Source organism: Actinacidiphila alni, from assembly GCF_900112845.1.
GTDB lineage: Bacteria > Actinomycetota > Actinomycetes > Streptomycetales > Streptomycetaceae > Actinacidiphila > Actinacidiphila alni.
The window spans coordinates 335,448-350,846 of record NZ_FONG01000007.1; the positions used below are offsets into that span (position 1 = coordinate 335,448).

Annotated in this window: 12 protein-coding genes and 3 tRNA genes; 8 read left to right on the forward strand and 7 right to left on the reverse strand. The window is 72.2% G+C overall.

All coding sequences use genetic code 11. The features are described 5' to 3' along the window. Positions 1-118: 118 nt before the first annotated feature. Entirely contained in the window at positions 119-1,441 is a 1,323-nt protein-coding gene (efeB, locus tag BM076_RS14660) for an iron uptake transporter deferrochelatase/peroxidase subunit (protein ID WP_093714009.1), read from the reverse strand. Between the two features lie 95 nt (positions 1,442-1,536). Further along, on the reverse strand, positions 1,537-3,624 hold the full coding sequence (gene efeU, locus BM076_RS14665; protein WP_093713928.1) for an iron uptake transporter permease EfeU: 2,088 nt from the start codon (positions 3,622-3,624) through the stop codon (positions 1,537-1,539). 219 nt (positions 3,625-3,843) lie between these two features. Here efeU and BM076_RS14670 point away from each other — a divergent pair, with 219 nt between their 5' ends. Together BM076_RS14670 and BM076_RS14675 are read left to right on the forward strand one after the other, a co-directional pair. Then, complete coding sequence (locus BM076_RS14670) at positions 3,844-4,647, forward strand: SDR family NAD(P)-dependent oxidoreductase (protein WP_093713929.1); 804 nt, start codon at positions 3,844-3,846, stop codon at positions 4,645-4,647. Positions 4,648-4,740: 93 nt separating this feature from the next. Further along, positions 4,741-5,583 carry a helix-turn-helix transcriptional regulator gene (locus BM076_RS14675; protein WP_093713930.1) on the forward strand — a complete coding sequence of 281 codons (843 nt, stop codon included), beginning with the start codon at positions 4,741-4,743 and terminating at the stop codon, positions 5,581-5,583. Here BM076_RS14675 and BM076_RS36105 read toward each other — a convergent pair. Together BM076_RS36105 and BM076_RS14685 are read right to left on the reverse strand one after the other, a co-directional pair. Then, entirely contained in the window at positions 5,580-5,789 is a 210-nt protein-coding gene (locus BM076_RS36105) for a hypothetical protein (RefSeq protein WP_093713931.1), read from the reverse strand. The genes BM076_RS14675 and BM076_RS36105 overlap by 4 nt on opposite strands. Positions 5,790-5,936: 147 nt before the next feature. Next, a complete protein-coding gene (locus BM076_RS14685; RefSeq protein WP_245796052.1) occupies positions 5,937-6,956 on the reverse strand; it encodes an AraC family transcriptional regulator in 1,020 nt (339 codons plus the stop codon). Between the two features lie 247 nt (positions 6,957-7,203). On the opposite strand from BM076_RS14685, the gene BM076_RS14690 reads away from it, so the two are divergent. Next, positions 7,204-8,001, forward strand: coding sequence for an SDR family NAD(P)-dependent oxidoreductase (locus tag BM076_RS14690; protein WP_093713933.1), 798 nt, complete (start codon positions 7,204-7,206; stop codon positions 7,999-8,001). 89 nt (positions 8,002-8,090) lie between these two features. Then, positions 8,091-8,531 carry a hypothetical protein gene (locus BM076_RS36110; protein WP_093713934.1) on the forward strand — a complete coding sequence of 147 codons (441 nt, stop codon included), beginning with the start codon at positions 8,091-8,093 and terminating at the stop codon, positions 8,529-8,531. Between the two features lie 400 nt (positions 8,532-8,931). Here BM076_RS36110 and BM076_RS14700 read toward each other — a convergent pair. From BM076_RS14700 to BM076_RS14710, 3 genes are all read right to left on the reverse strand, one after another. Beyond that, positions 8,932-9,005 (reverse strand) — tRNA-Ile (locus BM076_RS14700). A 156-nt stretch (positions 9,006-9,161) separates the two neighbouring features. Beyond that, positions 9,162-9,234 (reverse strand) — tRNA-Asn (locus tag BM076_RS14705). Positions 9,235-9,239: 5 nt separating this feature from the next. Then, positions 9,240-9,312 (reverse strand) — tRNA-Asn (locus tag BM076_RS14710). 184 nt (positions 9,313-9,496) lie between these two features. On the opposite strand from BM076_RS14710, the gene BM076_RS14715 reads away from it, so the two are divergent. From BM076_RS14715 to BM076_RS14730, 4 genes are all read left to right on the forward strand, one after another. After that, the gene (locus BM076_RS14715) at positions 9,497-9,796 is read left to right on the forward strand and encodes a hypothetical protein (protein WP_093713935.1); all 300 of its coding nucleotides are present in this window, start codon (positions 9,497-9,499) and stop codon (positions 9,794-9,796) included. Between the two features lie 128 nt (positions 9,797-9,924). Further along, positions 9,925-11,370 carry an FGGY family carbohydrate kinase gene (locus tag BM076_RS14720; RefSeq protein WP_093714010.1) on the forward strand — a complete coding sequence of 482 codons (1,446 nt, stop codon included), beginning with the start codon at positions 9,925-9,927 and terminating at the stop codon, positions 11,368-11,370. A gap of 267 nt (positions 11,371-11,637) precedes the next feature. Then, the gene (locus BM076_RS14725) at positions 11,638-13,371 is read left to right on the forward strand and encodes an ABC transporter ATP-binding protein (RefSeq protein ID WP_093713936.1); all 1,734 of its coding nucleotides are present in this window, start codon (positions 11,638-11,640) and stop codon (positions 13,369-13,371) included. A gap of 50 nt (positions 13,372-13,421) precedes the next feature. Beyond that, positions 13,422-15,338, forward strand: a complete 1,917-nt coding sequence (locus BM076_RS14730; protein ID WP_093714011.1) for an ABC transporter ATP-binding protein — start codon at positions 13,422-13,424, stop codon at positions 15,336-15,338. Positions 15,339-15,399 lie beyond the last annotated feature (61 nt).

Genomic DNA, 15,399 nt, shown 5'->3' on the forward strand with positions numbered 1-15,399 from the left:
CGTGCAGGTCCGTGCAGGCTCGTACAGGGCGGGAGACGGCGGTGGAACCGGGTCCCGCCCGGGCCGGGACCGCCGGCGGGTCAGGCGGTCAGGAGGTGAGCGGTCAGGCGGTGAGCGGTCAGGCGGTCAGCAGGGTGCGGCCCAGCCAGTCCTTGCTGTCGCGGACGCCGGGCAGCACATAGAAGTAGCCGCCGCCGACCGGGGAGATGTAGTCGACGAGCGGCTCGTCGATCAGCCGGGTCTGGGTGGCCTCGAACTGCCGCCGCACATCCTGCTGGTAGCAGCAGAAGACCAGACCCATGTCGAGGTTGCCGACCGCGTCGATGCCGCTGTCGTAGTTGTAACCGCGGCGCAGGATACGGGAGTCGTCGGTCTTGGCGGTGCGCGGATTGGCCATCCTGATGTGCGCGTCCAGCGGGATCGCGGTGCCCTGCGGGTCCTTGGCGTAGAGCGGGGTGTCGGTCTCCTTCGCCCCGTCCAGCGGCGCGCCGGTGTCCTTGCGGCGGCCGAACATCAGCTCCTGCTCGGTGAGCGAGACCCGGTCCCAGAATTCGACCAGCATCCGGATGATCCGGATCGCCTGGTAGCTGCCGCCGGTCGCCCAGGCCGGCTCGCCCAGCGCGTCCGTCACCCACACCAGCTCGTCCATCTCGCGCGCCGAGGTCACGTCCGGGTTGGCGATGCCGTCCTTGAAGCCGAGCAGATTGCGCTGCGCGCCGGACGGCCGCGGCGCGTTCTGGAAGCCGTCCATCCGCCACTTGATCTGCAGGGCACCGCGGGTGTGCTTGGCGATGTCGCGCAGCGCGTGCAGCACCGTGTCCGTGCTGCCCGCGCAGATCTGCAGCGACAGGTCGCCGTGGCACTGTCCGGGCCGGAGATTGTCGTTGGGGAAGGTACGCATCGGGGTGAGGCGGCGCGGCTTGGCGGCGGCCAGACCGTAACGGTCGTCGAAGAGCGAGGAGCCGACGCCGACGGTGACGGTCAGCGCGTCCGCCGGGACGGTCGGGCCGAGGATGCCGTTGTCGGACGGAGGGGCGCCGACACCGAGGTCCACCGGGGTGCCGCCCGCGGTCAGGAAGCGGGCCCGTTCGGTCAACGTACGGAAGAGGTCGGCGAGTTCGGCCTTGGTGTCGGCGATGACGTCGAACGAGACGAAGGTCGCCGCGGCCGGCTGCGGGGTGATGACGCCCGCCTGGTGGACGCCGTGGAAGTCCACCGGCGCGGCCTGGCCGCGGGTGTCGGAGTCGGCGGCCTGCGCGCTGCTGCCGCCGGCCGCCGTACTGATCGCGAGGCCGCCGCCGGCCAGCGCCGCCGCGCCCGCGCCCGCGCCGAGCGCGGTCCGCACGAAGGACCGGCGGCCCGCGCCCGTCGGGCACGTGCCCTGCGGGGCCGCTGCCGCCGCCGTGTCGTGGCCTGCGGGTCGGGTGGCGTCGGCGGACATCTGCGGGTTCCCTCCGGGGAGTTGGCGGTCGGGGGTGCTGCTTGCGGTACTTGCGGTGCTCGCGACGTTTACGGCGTCGTCGTTCTCGTCCGGCATCAGGCGGACTTCCGGATCTCGAGCAGGTCCGGGATCGGCGCGAGGTCTTCCAGCAACTGCCCCGCGGCGCCGTCGATCTTGGCGCGGGTGCGCGGGTCGAGGGAGCCGACCGGGGTCCACGCGGCGCCCTTGTGGGCCGCGTCCAGCAGCCCCTGGAAACGGGCGATGTCCGCGTCCACGGTGGGCAGTTCGTGCGGGGCGCGCTCGGTGATCAGCGGGCGCAGCACGCTCAGCAGTTCCCTGGTGCCCGCCAGATTGGCGTCTGCGGTCGCGAGATTGGTGCCGCTGCCCTCGTCGGTGTCGCCGGTCAGCTCGAACTGAAGGGTGTTCTCCAGGATTTCGTGGCTGCGCAGCGGCAGGTCGGACGGGTCGAAGTCCTGGGTGGGGAACGCCTTGCGCAGCCCCGCCACGTCCGCGCCGAGCTTCACCGCGAGCGGCTTCAGCGAGGCGGCGGACCCGCCGTGCCACAGCCCGTACTCGATCCGGTGGAAGCCGGTGAAGGCCGGGTCCTTCTCGCCGCCGGGCAGGCCGTCCTTGCGGCCGTTGATCCGCGCGTCGTAGTCGGCGAAAGTGCCGTAGGCGGCGCCGAGCGAGGAGTACGTGTCGTGCGCGGTGAGCCAGTCGGCGCGCGCCTTGCCGAGGTCGCCCGCGGTGAGGTCGGCCGTCAGCCGGTCGGTCTGGCCGGAGAGGGTGGTCAGGCCCGCGGTGACGTACGCGCGGTAGGCGGTCAGCGGCGGCTGGAGTTCGGCGGCGGCCAGCGGCAGGACGGCCTGCGACGTACCGCCGCCGGAGACCCGTACGGACGCGGAGGTGACCGCCTTGCCGCTGGTCGGCACACAGCGCCAGGCGTAGTCGCCGCTGCCGACGGTGGCGACCAGGTCGCGAGTGGTGCCGGGCGCCAGGCCCTCGATCTCGCCGTACACGGCGTTGGTGGCGGGGTTGATCAGATAGACCTCGGACGCCTTGCCGCCGGTGTTGCGCATCTGGAACGTCTGCCGCCCGGGTTTGGGCGCCGTGAAGCCCTTGCCGCACTCGGTCGGCGACACGGCCACCGTCTGCGCGCCGGCCGGCTTCGCGTCGCCGAAGGCGACGATCAGGCCCGCGACCAGCGCCGGGACGGCGACCACGGCGGCGGGCAGCAGCCATACGGGCCGGCGACGGGCGGCGGGCTCCCGCACGGGTGCCGGTTCGGGTTCCGGTACGGGTGCGGCGGCGGTCTCGCGTGCAGGTGCCGGTACGGGTTCCGGTGCAGGTGCCGGCACGGGTGCGGCGGCGGGTTTGCGGACGCCGCGGACGAACAGCGTCATGACGACGGCGAGGTAGCAGCCGTAACCGAGCACCTGGAGCCAGGTCATGGCGGGCGTGAGGTTGAGGACGCCCTGGAGGAGGGTGGCGTACCAGGAACCGGCGTCGATGTGCGCGCTCAGGTCGAAGGCGTACGCCGTCTTCCCGGCGATCACTCCGCCCTCCTGGAGGTCGCGCAGCCCGTAGCCGAGCACGCCCGCGGCGATGACGATCAGGACGGCGCCGGTGACGGTGAAGAAGCGGCTGAGGTTGATCCTCAGCACCCGCCGGTACAGGCCCCAGCACAGCCCCGCGGCCAGCACCAGGCCGATCGCGGCGCCGGTCAGCGGGCCGCCGGACTCACCGGCGGCGCGCGCGGTGGTCCACAGGAACAGCGCCGTCTCCAGGCCCTCCCGGCCGACGGCCAGGAAGGACGTGAGGATCAGCATGCCGCCGCCCATGGCGAGCGCGGCGGTGACCTTCTCGCGGATCTCGCCGGACAGGTTCCGGGCCGAGCGGCGCATCCAGAAGACCATCGCGGTGACGAAGGCGACCGCGATCACACTGAGGGTGCCGCCGAACGCCTCCTGCGCGGACGTCGACAGATTCGCGGCGGTGAAGGTGAGGATCGCGCCGAAGCTCATCGACATGGCGATCGCGGCCAGCACGCCCGTCCACACATGCGGGAGCCGCGCCTTGGCGTCGCCGCGCACCAAGGTGGCCACCAGGATCGAGACGATGAGCCCCGCTTCGAGCCCTTCCCTGAGCCCGATCAGAAAGCTCGGAAACGCGTCGTCCCACATGTACGGTCTTCTCCCGGTCAGCTTAGGCGTGCCTACGTTAGGCATACCTATCCTGCGAAGCGTGGCCGGGAATGTCTCTCTCCTCCGGTTCCGTATTGGGTAAAGAGCGGGCCGGGTCCGCGACCTGGGGCGCAGGGCGCCAGCGGCGTATGGGGGGATCGGCGGTCCCTGGACAAGTGAGCCCTTCATCCGGCCCCGCCCGCCGCCGACGCTGGATCCATGAGCACGCACACGAATACGCACAAGGACACGGACACGCAGGGCACTTTCAGGCGGATCGCGATCGTCACCGGCGCCAACCGGGGCCTGGGCCGCAGCACCGCGCTGCGCCTCGCCGACGAGGGCATCGACCTGATCCTCACCTACCGCTCGCACGAGGACGAGGCGGCGGCCGTGGTCGCCGAGGCGACGGCCGCCGGCCGCACCGCCCACGCGCTGCGGCTCGACACGGCCGACACCGCCGCCTTCGCGGACTTCGCCGACGAGGTGCGGCGGCTGCTGAAGGAGAGCTGGGGCCGCGAGGACTTCGACTTCCTGGTCAACAACGCGGGTTCGGCCGTCACCGAGCCCTTCCTCCAGGCCACCGAGGAGGGCTTCGACACCATGCTCGGCGTCCACTTCAAGGGCGTCTACTTCCTCACCCAGAAGCTGGTGCCGCTGCTCGCCGACGGCGGCCGGATCGTCAACCTCTCCACCGGCCTGACCCGTTTCACCAGCGACGGCCTGTCGGCGTACGCGTCGATGAAGGGCGCCGTGGAGGTGTTCACGCGGTATCTGGCCAAGGAGTTGGGCCCGCGCGGCATCACCGCCAACACCGTCGCGCCCGGCCCGATCGGCACCGACTTCGCGGGCGGTTTCATGCGGGACGACGAGGGGGTGCGGGCCGCGCTCGCCGCCCAGGCCGCGCTCGGCCGGGTCGGCGAGCCGGACGACATCGGCGGCACGATCGCCGCGCTGCTGTCCGGGCGGACCGGCTGGGTCACCGGACAGCGGATCGAGGCGTCGGGCGGCACGTTCCTCTAGGACCGTCGGGAGGCCGACCGTCGGCCCCGCCCGTACGGCGTTCCGGGACGCTTCGGGACGCCCCGGGAGAGATTTCGGAGGGAGACTGAGGTCATGGACCGAGCACAGCTCGCGGATTTCCTCCGCACCCGGCGCGAGGCGCTGCAACCCGAGGACGTGGGGCTGCCGCGCGGGCCGCGGCGCCGTACGCAGGGGCTGCGCCGCGAGGAAGTCGCGGTGCTGTCCGGCATGTCGACCGACTACTACAGCCGGATCGAGCAGGCCCGCGGCCCGCAGCCGTCCGAGCCGATGCTGGCCTCGATCGCCCGCGGCCTGCACCTGTCACTCGACGAGCGCGACCACCTCTTCCGGCTCGCGGGGCACGGCGTCCCGGTCCGCGGCCCGGGCGGCGACCACGTCAGCCCCGGCATGATGCGGATCGTGGACCGGCTCGGCGACACCCCCGCGCAGGTCATGACGGAGTTCGGCGAGACGCTGCTGCAGACCAGGCCCGCGGTCGCCCTGCTCGGGCAGGAGACCGGCCATACGGGTCTGGCCCGCGCCTTCGTCCACCGCTGGTTCACCGATCCGACGACCCGCCGTATCTATCCCGAGGACGACCATCCCGAGCACAGCCGGGTCTTCACCGCCGGCCTGCGCGCCGCCCTCTCCCGGCACGGCCGCGACTCGCTCGCGGGCGCCCTCGCCGACGCGCTCCTGGCGGCCAGCCCCGAATTCGCCGCCCTGTGGAGCGCCCACGAGATCGGCGTACGCCCCCTCAACAGCCGCAAGCGCCTCCAGCACCCGGCCGTCGGCATCCTCGACCTGCACTGCCAGCTCCTCCACGACCCCGACCAGGCCCAGATCCTGCTGGTCTTCACCGCCACCCCGGGCAGCGACTCCCACGAAAAGCTCCAGCTGCTGTCCGCCCTGGGCGACCGCAGCCCCACGGCCTAGGGCCGTTCCGCCCCGCCCTCCGTCCGGTCCGTCCGGTCCTCCGCCTGGCCCTCCACCGCCGCCTGCCACTCGGCCTGGAGCCGGGCCAGCTGCGTCAGTTCCTCCGCGGACCACGACGTACGGCCGGCGCTCAGCCGCCGTATGCGGGCGTTGAGTTGGGCCGCGACAAGGAGCGCGGGGTCGGGAGCCGGGGGCGTGCTGGGCATGGCGCAAACATATCCGCGAGCCGATAAACGCACGGTATACGCCGAGGCCGCAGCCTGTGCCTTTGATGTGTACGGCGACCCGGCCCGGGGAAGGTGTGGCCGATTCCCGGGGCCGGGGCGCGCGCGGTGGATGCGGCCTGTCGGATCTCAGTGGTCGGCGTCGGGCACGGGCACGCCTTCCGGCGAGCGGAGTTGGAGCCGGACGCTCGCGGCGTCCGCGGCCGGGGTGCGGCCGTAGACGTGGCGGTAGTCGCGGGAGAAATGGGAGGCGCTGCGGTAGCCGACCGCGGTCGCGGCCTGGGCGGCGGCCTCGCCGAGGACGACCATCCGGTGCCGGGCCTCACCGAGCCGGAGCCGTTTGAGGTACTGCATCGGCGTCATCGTCGTCACGTCCTTGAACCGCCGGAAGAGCGTCGGCTGACTGGTGCGGACGGCGGCGGCGAGCGCCTCGACCGTCCACGGCTCGGCCATGCGGCTGGCCATCAGGCCGACCGCGCGCGGCACGACGGCGTCGCTGTCCGCGACCGCCGCGAGGACCCGCGGCGCCTGGTCCGTCTGCAACAGCCGCACCACGACCTCGCGGGTGACCAGCGGGCCGAGGACGGCGATCTGCTCGGGTTCGTCGAGCAGCGCGACCAGCCGGGCGAAGGCGTCGGCGAGCGGCGCCGTCCAGGTGCCGAGCAGTTCTCGCCCCGTGCCGGACCCTTCCCGTCCACCGCCGGACCCTTCCCTCCCGTTGCCGGACCCTTCCGGCCCGCTGCCGGTCCGTACTCCGCCGCCCGGCACGGCCATCGCGGCGGCGACCTCCGCGATGACGATCGGCGAGAGCTCCCAGCGCGCGGACAGGAAGCCGCGCGGCTCGTCGGCCTCGACCACGCCCGCCACGACCGGCAGGTCGACGGGCGTGATGAGGAAACCGTCGCGCCCCCAGACCCGGTCGTCGTCGCCGACGAGCGAGCGCTTGCGGCCGGCCGCCACGATCGACAGGGACGGGGTGTAGCGCTGGTACGCCAGCCCCGTCGGCGCGGTGACGTGGCTCAGCCGCAGCCCGAGGCGGGCGGCGAGCGCCCGGTCGGCGGCCCGCCGCGCGATGACGTCGGCCACGCGGTCGAGCCGGTCGGAGATCGTCTCCGCGGCCGCCTCGCCCATGCGCCCCATGTGCCCCATGCGTCTCATCCAACCCCATGCCGTACGGTCCGGCCCGGCCGGTCGAGCCTGTCGGGCCGGTCTGCCTACGAGTCCGGGCCGGTCGGTCCGGCCCGGCCGGTCTGCCCACGGGGCCGGGCCGGCACCGGACGCCGCCGGGACCAGCATCGCCGGGGCCGGGCGCGGCCGGAGCCCCGTACCGGAATCGGGCAAGACAATGATCGTTCCAGGCAATCCGGCCGCCCGCCCCGCGCGCCACGATCGAGGCATGCGTACGAACGAAGACCTCCTGTCCGCCCTCCCCGCCGACGGCACCCTCTCCGGCCGCACCGCCCTGGTCACCGGCTCGTCCGGTGGCATCGGCGAGGCCGTCGCCAGGGTCCTGGCCGCGTCCGGCGCCGAGACCGTCGTCAGCGGCCGGGACCGCGGCCGTACGCGGGCCGTCGCGGACGCGATCGGGGCGGCGGGCGGCCGCGCCCACGCCCTCACCGCGGACCTCGGCGCCGAGCCCGCCGCGGTCCGCGCCTTCGCGCGGGAGGCCGAGGACGCGCTCGGCGGCCGGGTCGACATCCTGGTCAACAACGCGGGCGTCTACCCGGGCGTCGCCACCGCCGCCGTCACCGACGACGAGATGCAGGCCCTGTGGGCCACCAACATCCGCGCCCCGCACGTCCTCGTCGCGGCCCTCGCCCCGCGCATGGCCGAACGCGGCTCCGGCGCCGTGGTCAACGTCGGCTCCTGGATGGCCCGCGTCGGCGTCCCGTACAAGGCCCTCTACCCCGCGACGAAGGCCGCCGTCGAACAGCTCACCCGTGCCTGGGCCGCCGAGTACGGTCCGCACGGCGTCCGCGTCAACACCGTCGCGCCGGGCGCCACCGCCACCCTCGGCACCGCGAGCAGCGCCGACACGCTCGCCGCCATGACGAAGGCCACCCCGGCCGGCGTGCCCGTCCGCCCCGTCGACATCGCGTACGCCGTCCGCTATCTCGTCTCCGACGAGGCCGCCTTCGTCCACGGCGCCACCCTCGACGTCGACGGCGGCCTCTCCGCGACCCGCTTGCGCTGACCGCCGCCCCCCCCGGCCGGCGACCGTCGACTGTTGACCGTGGACCGGCCGGGGCTTCAACTTCCGCCCCGGCGCGCCAAAATGAACGTATGACAGTCGCGGGCGTGGCCAGCACCCTCATCATGCTCTGCGGTCTGTCGACCGCGCTCGTGCTCCACCTGCGTTCCCGCACCCGGCGCCGGCAGCTCGAACAGGAACGCCTGGCCGCGAGCTGGGAAGCCCTCATCCGCGAGCGCGACAGCGCCCGGTCCGAGGGCGCCCACCTCGTGCAGATCCTCAGCGTCTACCAACGCGCCCGGCGCGGCTCCAAGGCCGTCGTCCGCTGGTGCGACACGGGCGCCACCCAGGACGCCTGGTTCTGGGACCGCCACGTCCCCCCGGGCGCCTACCTCCTGCTCCGCGGCCACACCGGCTTCGGCCCCCACAACCACAACCCGGACGTCCTCTACGTCCACCCCCACGAAGTCCTCCGTCAACTCCCGGCCCACGCCCCGGGCGCCTGGCGATCCCACAACCGGCCACCGATCTGACCGGGCCGAACGCGGGCCCGGGCAGCGGGAGTCAGCCTTCTGAACATGCCAGACCTGTGGTTCGCACCCGACCCCGGAGTCCCGGTGCACATGCCGGGCAGCCCCCTTCACGCACCGCGCGGCCCCGTCGCCACCGAGATCACCCCCACCCCCGTCGAGCCCCCGCCCCGCTGAAAGGGACACCCATGTCACGGCTGTGGAAGCTGACGATCGCCGCCCTGCTGGCAGCAGTTGCCGGCACAGCCTGGAAGCGCCGCGGCTGGCTGTTCTACATCTACGCCACCTGGCGCGAGAGCCGCGACTGACGCCCCGGAGCCCGGGCCCGATGTCACGGAGTACGGACCCCACCGGCCCGCCGGATTCACTCTCCGGGGTGGGGGCTCCTCGACGGAGCGCAGGGTGGGGCGGGTGGGACTCGAACCCACGACCGACGGATTATGAGTCCGCTGCTCTAACCGGCTGAGCTACCGCCCCGTACGGTGCGCCTTGCGCGCCGTCTGCCGCAGCATAGCTGCTCATACGATCTGTCGCCCTCGCGGGTCACAGACGCGTCATTGGGTGGACTCGCGGGGGCCGGGGGTTGGTTCCCGGGGGTATGAAAAAGGACCCCAACGGGGTCCTGATCCGGCGCTCCCCCGACTGGACTCGAACCAGTAACCTGCCGGTTAACAGCCGGCTGCTCTGCCAATTGAGCTACAGGGGACCGAGCTCCCCCGACTGGACTCGAACCAGTAACCTGCCGGTTAACAGCCGGCTGCTCTGCCAATTGAGCTACAGGGGATCGCTCTGCGTGCACCGAATGCACTCGTCAGGGTGTCCCCGGACGGCGCGCGTTCGCTGCGACACATACATTAGCGCAAGTGAGGGGGTGCTCCGCCAACCAGTTGCGCCAGGGTTGTCGCCCGGGTGCGCAGGGTAGGCGCGGAGCACGGCACACCTCACCCGACGGAGAGAGGGTGGACCCCATGCGCTACCGGCTGGCTTTCCTGACTGGAGCGGCTGTCGGCTATGTACTCGGCGCGCACGCCGGGCGGGAGCGGTACGAGCAGCTGCGCAAGAGCGCACAACGCGTGGCGCAGAATCCGGCGGTGCGGAACGCCGCGGAGAGCGCCGCGCAGAGCGGGCGGAGCGCGGCGGTGAAGGCCGCGGACACAGTGACGGCGAAGGTCGGCGACCGGCTGCCCGAGCCGGTGGCGGAGCGGGTGAAGGCGCTGCGCGACCGGACCGCGCCGGCCGAGGACGACTGGGGCACGTCCAACACCTGAGCAACGTCTGACCAGCGTCCGGTAGCCCCCCTGGTCCGCCGGGACACGGGCCCCGCTTCGAACACCTGGTCCAACCTGATGCACAGCTGTCACCCCGTACCCGCCCGCCGTGCGGCATCATGCCGTCCATGGGGAAAGTCGCGGGCATAGACAGCTCCACCACCGGTACGACCGTCGTCGTGTGCGACAGCGAGACCGGGGCGGTACTCAGGCAGGGCCATGCGCCGCACCCTCTGGAGGACGGCGAGAAGCCGACCGAGATCGACCCCCAGGCGTGGCTGCTCTCGCTCGGCGAGGCGGCCAAGGACGGCGTGCTCGAAGGGGTGCAGGCGATCGGCATCTCGGGGCAGCAGCACGGGCTGCTCGCACTGGACGCCGGCGGCGTGACCGTACGGCCCGCGCTGCTGCGCGGGGACAAGCGGGCGCAGGTGCAAGCGGTGGACCTGACCGACGAGCTGGGCGGCGTGGCCGGCTGGACGGAGGCGGTCGGGTCGGTGCCGCAGGCGGCGTATCCGGTGGCGAAGCTGCGCTGGATCGCGCAGCACGAGCCGCGGGCGGCGCAGCGGATCGCGCAGGTCCTGCTGCCGCACGACTGGCTGGTGTGGCAGCTGCTGGGGCGGCCCGCGCGCCGGACCACCGACCGCGGTGACGCCTCGGGCACCGGCTACTGGTCGGCGGCCACCGGCGAGTACCGGATGGATCTGGTGGAGCGGGCGCTCGGCCACCAGGTGGCGCTGCCCGACGTGCTGGCGCCGGCCGAGCCGGCCGGGCAGACCCCGGAGGGCCTGCTGATCTCGGCGGGCACCGGCGACAACATGGCCGCCGCGCTGGGCCTGGGCCTCGGCCCGGGCGACGCGGTGGTCTCGCTGGGCGCCGCGGGCACCGTCTTCGCCGTGCACCACGAGGCGCTGAAGGACCCGACGGGTACGGTCACCGCCTTCGCGGACGCGACCGGCCGCCACCTGCCGGTGGTGCAGGTGCGCAACGCCGTACGCACGCTGCGCGGCACCGCGGACCTGCTGGGTACGGACCTGGCGGGCCTGTCCGAGCTGGCGCTGAAGTCGACGCCGGGCGCGTACGGCCTGGTGCTGCTGCCGTACCTGGAGGGTGAGCGGACCCCGGACCTGCCGCACACGGCGGGCACGCTGGCCGGGCTGCGGCGGGACTCGATGAAGCCGGAGCACCTGGCGCGGGCCGCCTTCGAGGGCATGCTGTGCGGGCTGACGGACGCGCTGGACGTACTGCGCGACAAGGGCGTCGAGGTGCGCCGGGTGTTCCTGCTGGGCGCGGCGGGCGAGCTGCCCGCGGTACAGGCGATCGCGCCCGCGCTGTTCGGCACGCAGGTCGTGGTGCCGCCGGCCGCCGAGTACGCGGCGCTGGGCGCGGCCCGGCAGGCCGCCTGGTCGCTGGGCGCGGTGCTCGGCTCGCAGTCGCAGAGCGAGCCGCCGCGGTGGGCGCAGGCCGCCGCGCAGCTCCTGGAGCCGGGCGACGACTCGGCTGTGGGCTCTGCGGTGCGCCAGCAGTACGTGTCGGTGCGCGAGCAGACGCACCCGGGGGCGTTCTCCGCCTTGTGAACGGGCCGGCTCGACGGGCCGCCACCAGTCAGCCTGGCCGGCGCCCCGTTGATCAACCAGGTGGCGCCCCGTCGATCGGCCGGCGCCGCACCCCGTCGATCCCCTGGGACGTTCGCCCCGTTAATCACATGCGGCACGGCAGCGCCGACAGGTAAAATCACCCGCCGATTCCGGCGGGCAAAGGACCGGCAAAGCCCGCCCGGCCGGGGCAACGTCCGCCGGTCCCGCCGCGTCCTCACAAGCTCCGCCGACTCCGAGGTATTCAGTGTGCTGATCCGACTACTGCGGTCCCATCTGGGGCCGTACAAGCGACCCATCGGTCTCTTGGTGCTGCTCCAACTCGTGCAGACCATCGCCACCCTCTACCTGCCCACCCTCAACGCCGACATCATCGACAACGGCGTGGTCAAGGGCGACACCGGCTACATCCTGGACCTGGGCGGCGTCATGATCGGCGTGACCGTCGTCCAGGTCTGCTGCGCGATCGGCGCCGTCTACTTCGGCGCCCGCACCTCGATGGCGGTCGGCCGGGACATACGGAAGTCGGTCTTCGACCGGGTGCAGAGCTTCTCGGCCCGCGAGGTCGGCCAGTTCGGCGCGCCCTCGCTGATCACCCGCACCACCAATGACGTCCAGCAGGTGCAGATGCTGGTGCTGATGACGTTCACGCTGATGGTGTCCGCGCCGATCATGTGCGTCGGCGGCATCGTCATGGCGCTCGGCCAGGACGTGCCGCTGTCCTCCCTGCTGCTGGCCGTCGTGCCGGTGCTCGCCATCGTGATCAGCCTGATCGTCCGCAAGCTGCGCCCGCTCTTCCGCACGATGCAGACCCGCGTCGACACCGTCAACCGGGTGCTGCGCGAGCAGATCACCGGCATCCGCGTGATCCGCGCCTTCGTCAAGGACGACTTCGAGCAGCGCCGCTTCGCCAAGGCCAACGACAGCCTGACCGATGTGTCGCTGGCCACCGGACGGCTGCTGGCGCTGATGTTCCCGATGGTGATGGCGGTGGTGAACCTCTCCAGCGTGGCCGTGCTGTGGTTCGGCGCGCACCGCATCGACAGCGGCGGGATGCAGATCGGCGCGCTGACCGCGTTCCTCAGCTATCTGATGCAGATCCTGATGTCGGTCATGATGGCCACCTTCATGTTCATGATGGTGCCGCGCGCCGAGGTCTGCGCCGAGCGCATCGAGGAGGTGCTGGGCACCGAGTCCAGCGTCGTCCCGCCGGTCGCGCCCGTACTGTCGCTGCGGCGGCACGGCGAACTGGAGCTGTTCGGCGTCGAGTTCGCCTACCCCGGTGCGGAGGCCGCGGTGCTGCGCGGGATCGATCTGGTGGCCAGGCCCGGCGAGGTCACCGCGATCATCGGCTCCACCGGCAGCGGCAAGTCCACGCTGCTCGGCCTGATCCCCCGGCTGTACGACGCGACCGGCGGCCGGGTGCTGGTCGACGGCGAGGACGTGGCGGAGCTGGACCCGGCGCTGCTCGCCGAGACCGTCGGTCTCGTGCCGCAGAAGCCGTATCTGTTCTCCGGCACCGTCGCGTCCAATCTGCGCTACGGCAAGCCGGACGCCACCGACGAGGAGCTGTGGCACGCGCTGGAGGTGGCGCAGGCCAAGGACTTCGTGGAGCGTCTCGACGAGGGGCTCGACGCGCCGATCGCGCAGGGCGGCAGCAATGTCTCCGGCGGGCAGCGGCAGCGCCTCGCGATCGCCCGGGTGCTGGTCCGCAAGCCGGAGATCTACCTGTTCGACGACTCCTTCTCCGCCCTGGACTACGCGACGGACGCGGCGCTGCGCCGCGCGCTGCTGCGCGAGACGGCCGCGGCGACGGTGGTGATCGTCGCCCAGCGCGTGTCGACCATCCGCGACGCCGACCGGATCGTGGTCCTGGACGAGGGCCGGGTCGTCGGCACCGGCACCCACAGCGAGCTGATGAACGACAACGAGACGTATCGGGAGATCGTCCTGTCCCAGCTGACGGAGCAGGAGGCCGCCTGATGAGCGACGACGAGAGCAAACCCGCCGCGGCGCAGCGCCCGCCGCGGCCGATGGGCGGCCCGGCGCGGTTCATGAGCGGCGGCCCGGTCGAGAAGCCGATGGACTTCGGCGGTTCGCTGAAGCGGCTGCTCGGCCTGATGCGCCCGGACCGCCTGCTGCTGTACATGGTGCTGCTGTGCGGTACGGCCAGCGTCGCGCTCGCGGTGACCGGGCCGCGGATCCTCGGGCACGCCACCGACCTGATCTTCGCCGGGGTGATCGGCCGGCAGATCCACGGCGGGTCCAAGGACCAGGCGCTCGACACGCTGCGCGACCACGGCGACGGCAAGGTCGCCGACATGCTGAAGGGCATCGACTTCACGCCCGGCCAGGGCATGGACTTCGGTGCGATCGGCCGGGTGCTGCTGATCGTGCTCGCGGTGTACGTGGTCGCCGCGCTCTTCAGCGTGGTGCAGATGCGCACCGCGACCAAGGTGATCAACCGGGCGGCGTACCGGCTGCGTTCGCAGGTCGAGGACAAGCTGGCGAAGCTGCCGCTGTCGTACTTCGACAAGCAGCCGCGCGGCGAGGTGCTCAGCCGCGCCACCAACGACATCGACAACATCGGCCAGACGATGCAGCAGACGATGGGCCAGCTCATCAACTCGGTGCTGACCATCGTGGGCGTGCTGGCGATGATGTTCTGGATCTCCTGGCTGCTGGCGCTGATCGCCCTGGTCACGGTGCCGGTGACGCTGGTGGTGGCGACGCGGGTCGGCAAGCGGGCGCAGCCGCAGTTCATCCAGCAGTGGAAGACCACGGGCAAGCTGAACGCGCACATCGAGGAGATGTACACCGGCCACTCGCTGGTGAAGGTCTTCGGGCGCGCGGAGGAGTCGGCGGCGGCCTTCGAGGAGCAGAACGAGGCGCTGTACCGATCCGGTTTCAAGGCGCAGTTCATCTCCGGCACGATCCAGCCGATGATGATGTTCATCGGCAATCTCAACTATGTGCTGGTGGCCGTCGTCGGCGGTCTGCGGGTGGCGTCGGGCGCGCTGTCCATCGGTGACGTGCAGGCGTTCGTGCAGTATTCGCGGCAGTTCAGCCAGCCGCTGACGCAGGTGGCGAGCATGGCGAATCTGATCCAGTCGGGCATCGCCTCGGCGGAGCGGGTCTTCGAACTGCTCGACGCCGAGGAGCAGTCGGCCGAGCCGAAGGCGCCGGCCCGCCCGGAGACGGTGCGCGGCAAGGTCGCGCTGGAGGACGTGAGCTTCCGCTACGACCCGGACAAGCCCCTGATCGACGGCCTGTCGCTGAAGGTCGAGCCCGGTCACACGGTCGCGATCGTCGGCCCGACCGGCGCGGGCAAGACCACGCTGGTCAATCTGCTGATGCGCTTCTACGAGGTGTCCGGCGGCCGGATCACCCTGGACGGCGTCGAGGTGGCGGCGATGTCGCGCGAGGAACTGCGGTCCTCGATCGGCATGGTGCTCCAGGACACCTGGCTGTTCGGCGGCACGATCGCGGAGAACATCGGCTACGGCAGCGAGGGCGCGACCCGCGAGCAGATCGAGGCGGCGGCGCGCGCCGCGCACGCGGACCGCTTCATCCGTACGCTGCCCGACGGGTACGACACGGTGATCGACGACGAGGGCGCGGGCGTCAGCGCGGGCGAGAAGCAGCTGATCACCATCGCGCGGGCGTTCCTGTCCGACCCGGTGATCCTGGTGCTGGACGAGGCGACCAGCTCCGTCGACACCCGTACCGAGGTGCTGATCCAGCGGGCGATGGCCAAGCTCAGCCACGGCCGTACCAGTTTCGTCATCGCGCACCGGCTGTCCACGATCCGCGACGCCGATGTCATCCTGGTGATGGAGTCGGGCGCGATCGTCGAACAGGGCACGCACGACGAGCTGCTCGCGGCGGAGGGCGCCTACGCCCGGCTGTACGCGGCGCAGTTCGCGCAGGCCGTCGCCGAGGTCGACTGACACGCGAGGCCACGCGGGGTACGGGGACACCGGGTGGCCGACGGTACGGCGGGCAGGCGCG

Bases quoted from the DNA above. Each gene is read 5' to 3' on its own strand.
- efeU (WP_093713928.1), bottom strand. From the start codon at position 3,624: ATGTGGGACGACGCGTTTCCGAGCTTTCTGATCGGGCTCAGGGAAGGG.
- BM076_RS14690 (WP_093713933.1), top strand. From the start codon at position 7,204: ATGCGTACGAACGAAGACCTCCTGTCCGCCCTCCCCGCCGACGGCACC.
- BM076_RS14715 (WP_093713935.1), top strand. From the start codon at position 9,497: ATGCGCTACCGGCTGGCTTTCCTGACTGGAGCGGCTGTCGGCTATGTA.
- BM076_RS14720 (WP_093714010.1), top strand. From the start codon at position 9,925: ATGGGGAAAGTCGCGGGCATAGACAGCTCCACCACCGGTACGACCGTC.
- efeB (WP_093714009.1), bottom strand. From the start codon at position 1,441: ATGTCCGCCGACGCCACCCGACCCGCAGGCCACGACACGGCGGCGGCA.
- BM076_RS14730 (WP_093714011.1), top strand. From the start codon at position 13,422: ATGGGCGGCCCGGCGCGGTTCATGAGCGGCGGCCCGGTCGAGAAGCCG.
- BM076_RS14670 (WP_093713929.1), top strand. From the start codon at position 3,844: ATGAGCACGCACACGAATACGCACAAGGACACGGACACGCAGGGCACT.
- BM076_RS14675 (WP_093713930.1), top strand. From the start codon at position 4,741: ATGGACCGAGCACAGCTCGCGGATTTCCTCCGCACCCGGCGCGAGGCG.
- BM076_RS36105 (WP_093713931.1), bottom strand. From the start codon at position 5,789: ATGCCCAGCACGCCCCCGGCTCCCGACCCCGCGCTCCTTGTCGCGGCC.
- BM076_RS36110 (WP_093713934.1), top strand. From the start codon at position 8,091: ATGACAGTCGCGGGCGTGGCCAGCACCCTCATCATGCTCTGCGGTCTG.
- BM076_RS14685 (WP_245796052.1), bottom strand. From the start codon at position 6,956: ATGGGGCACATGGGGCGCATGGGCGAGGCGGCCGCGGAGACGATCTCC.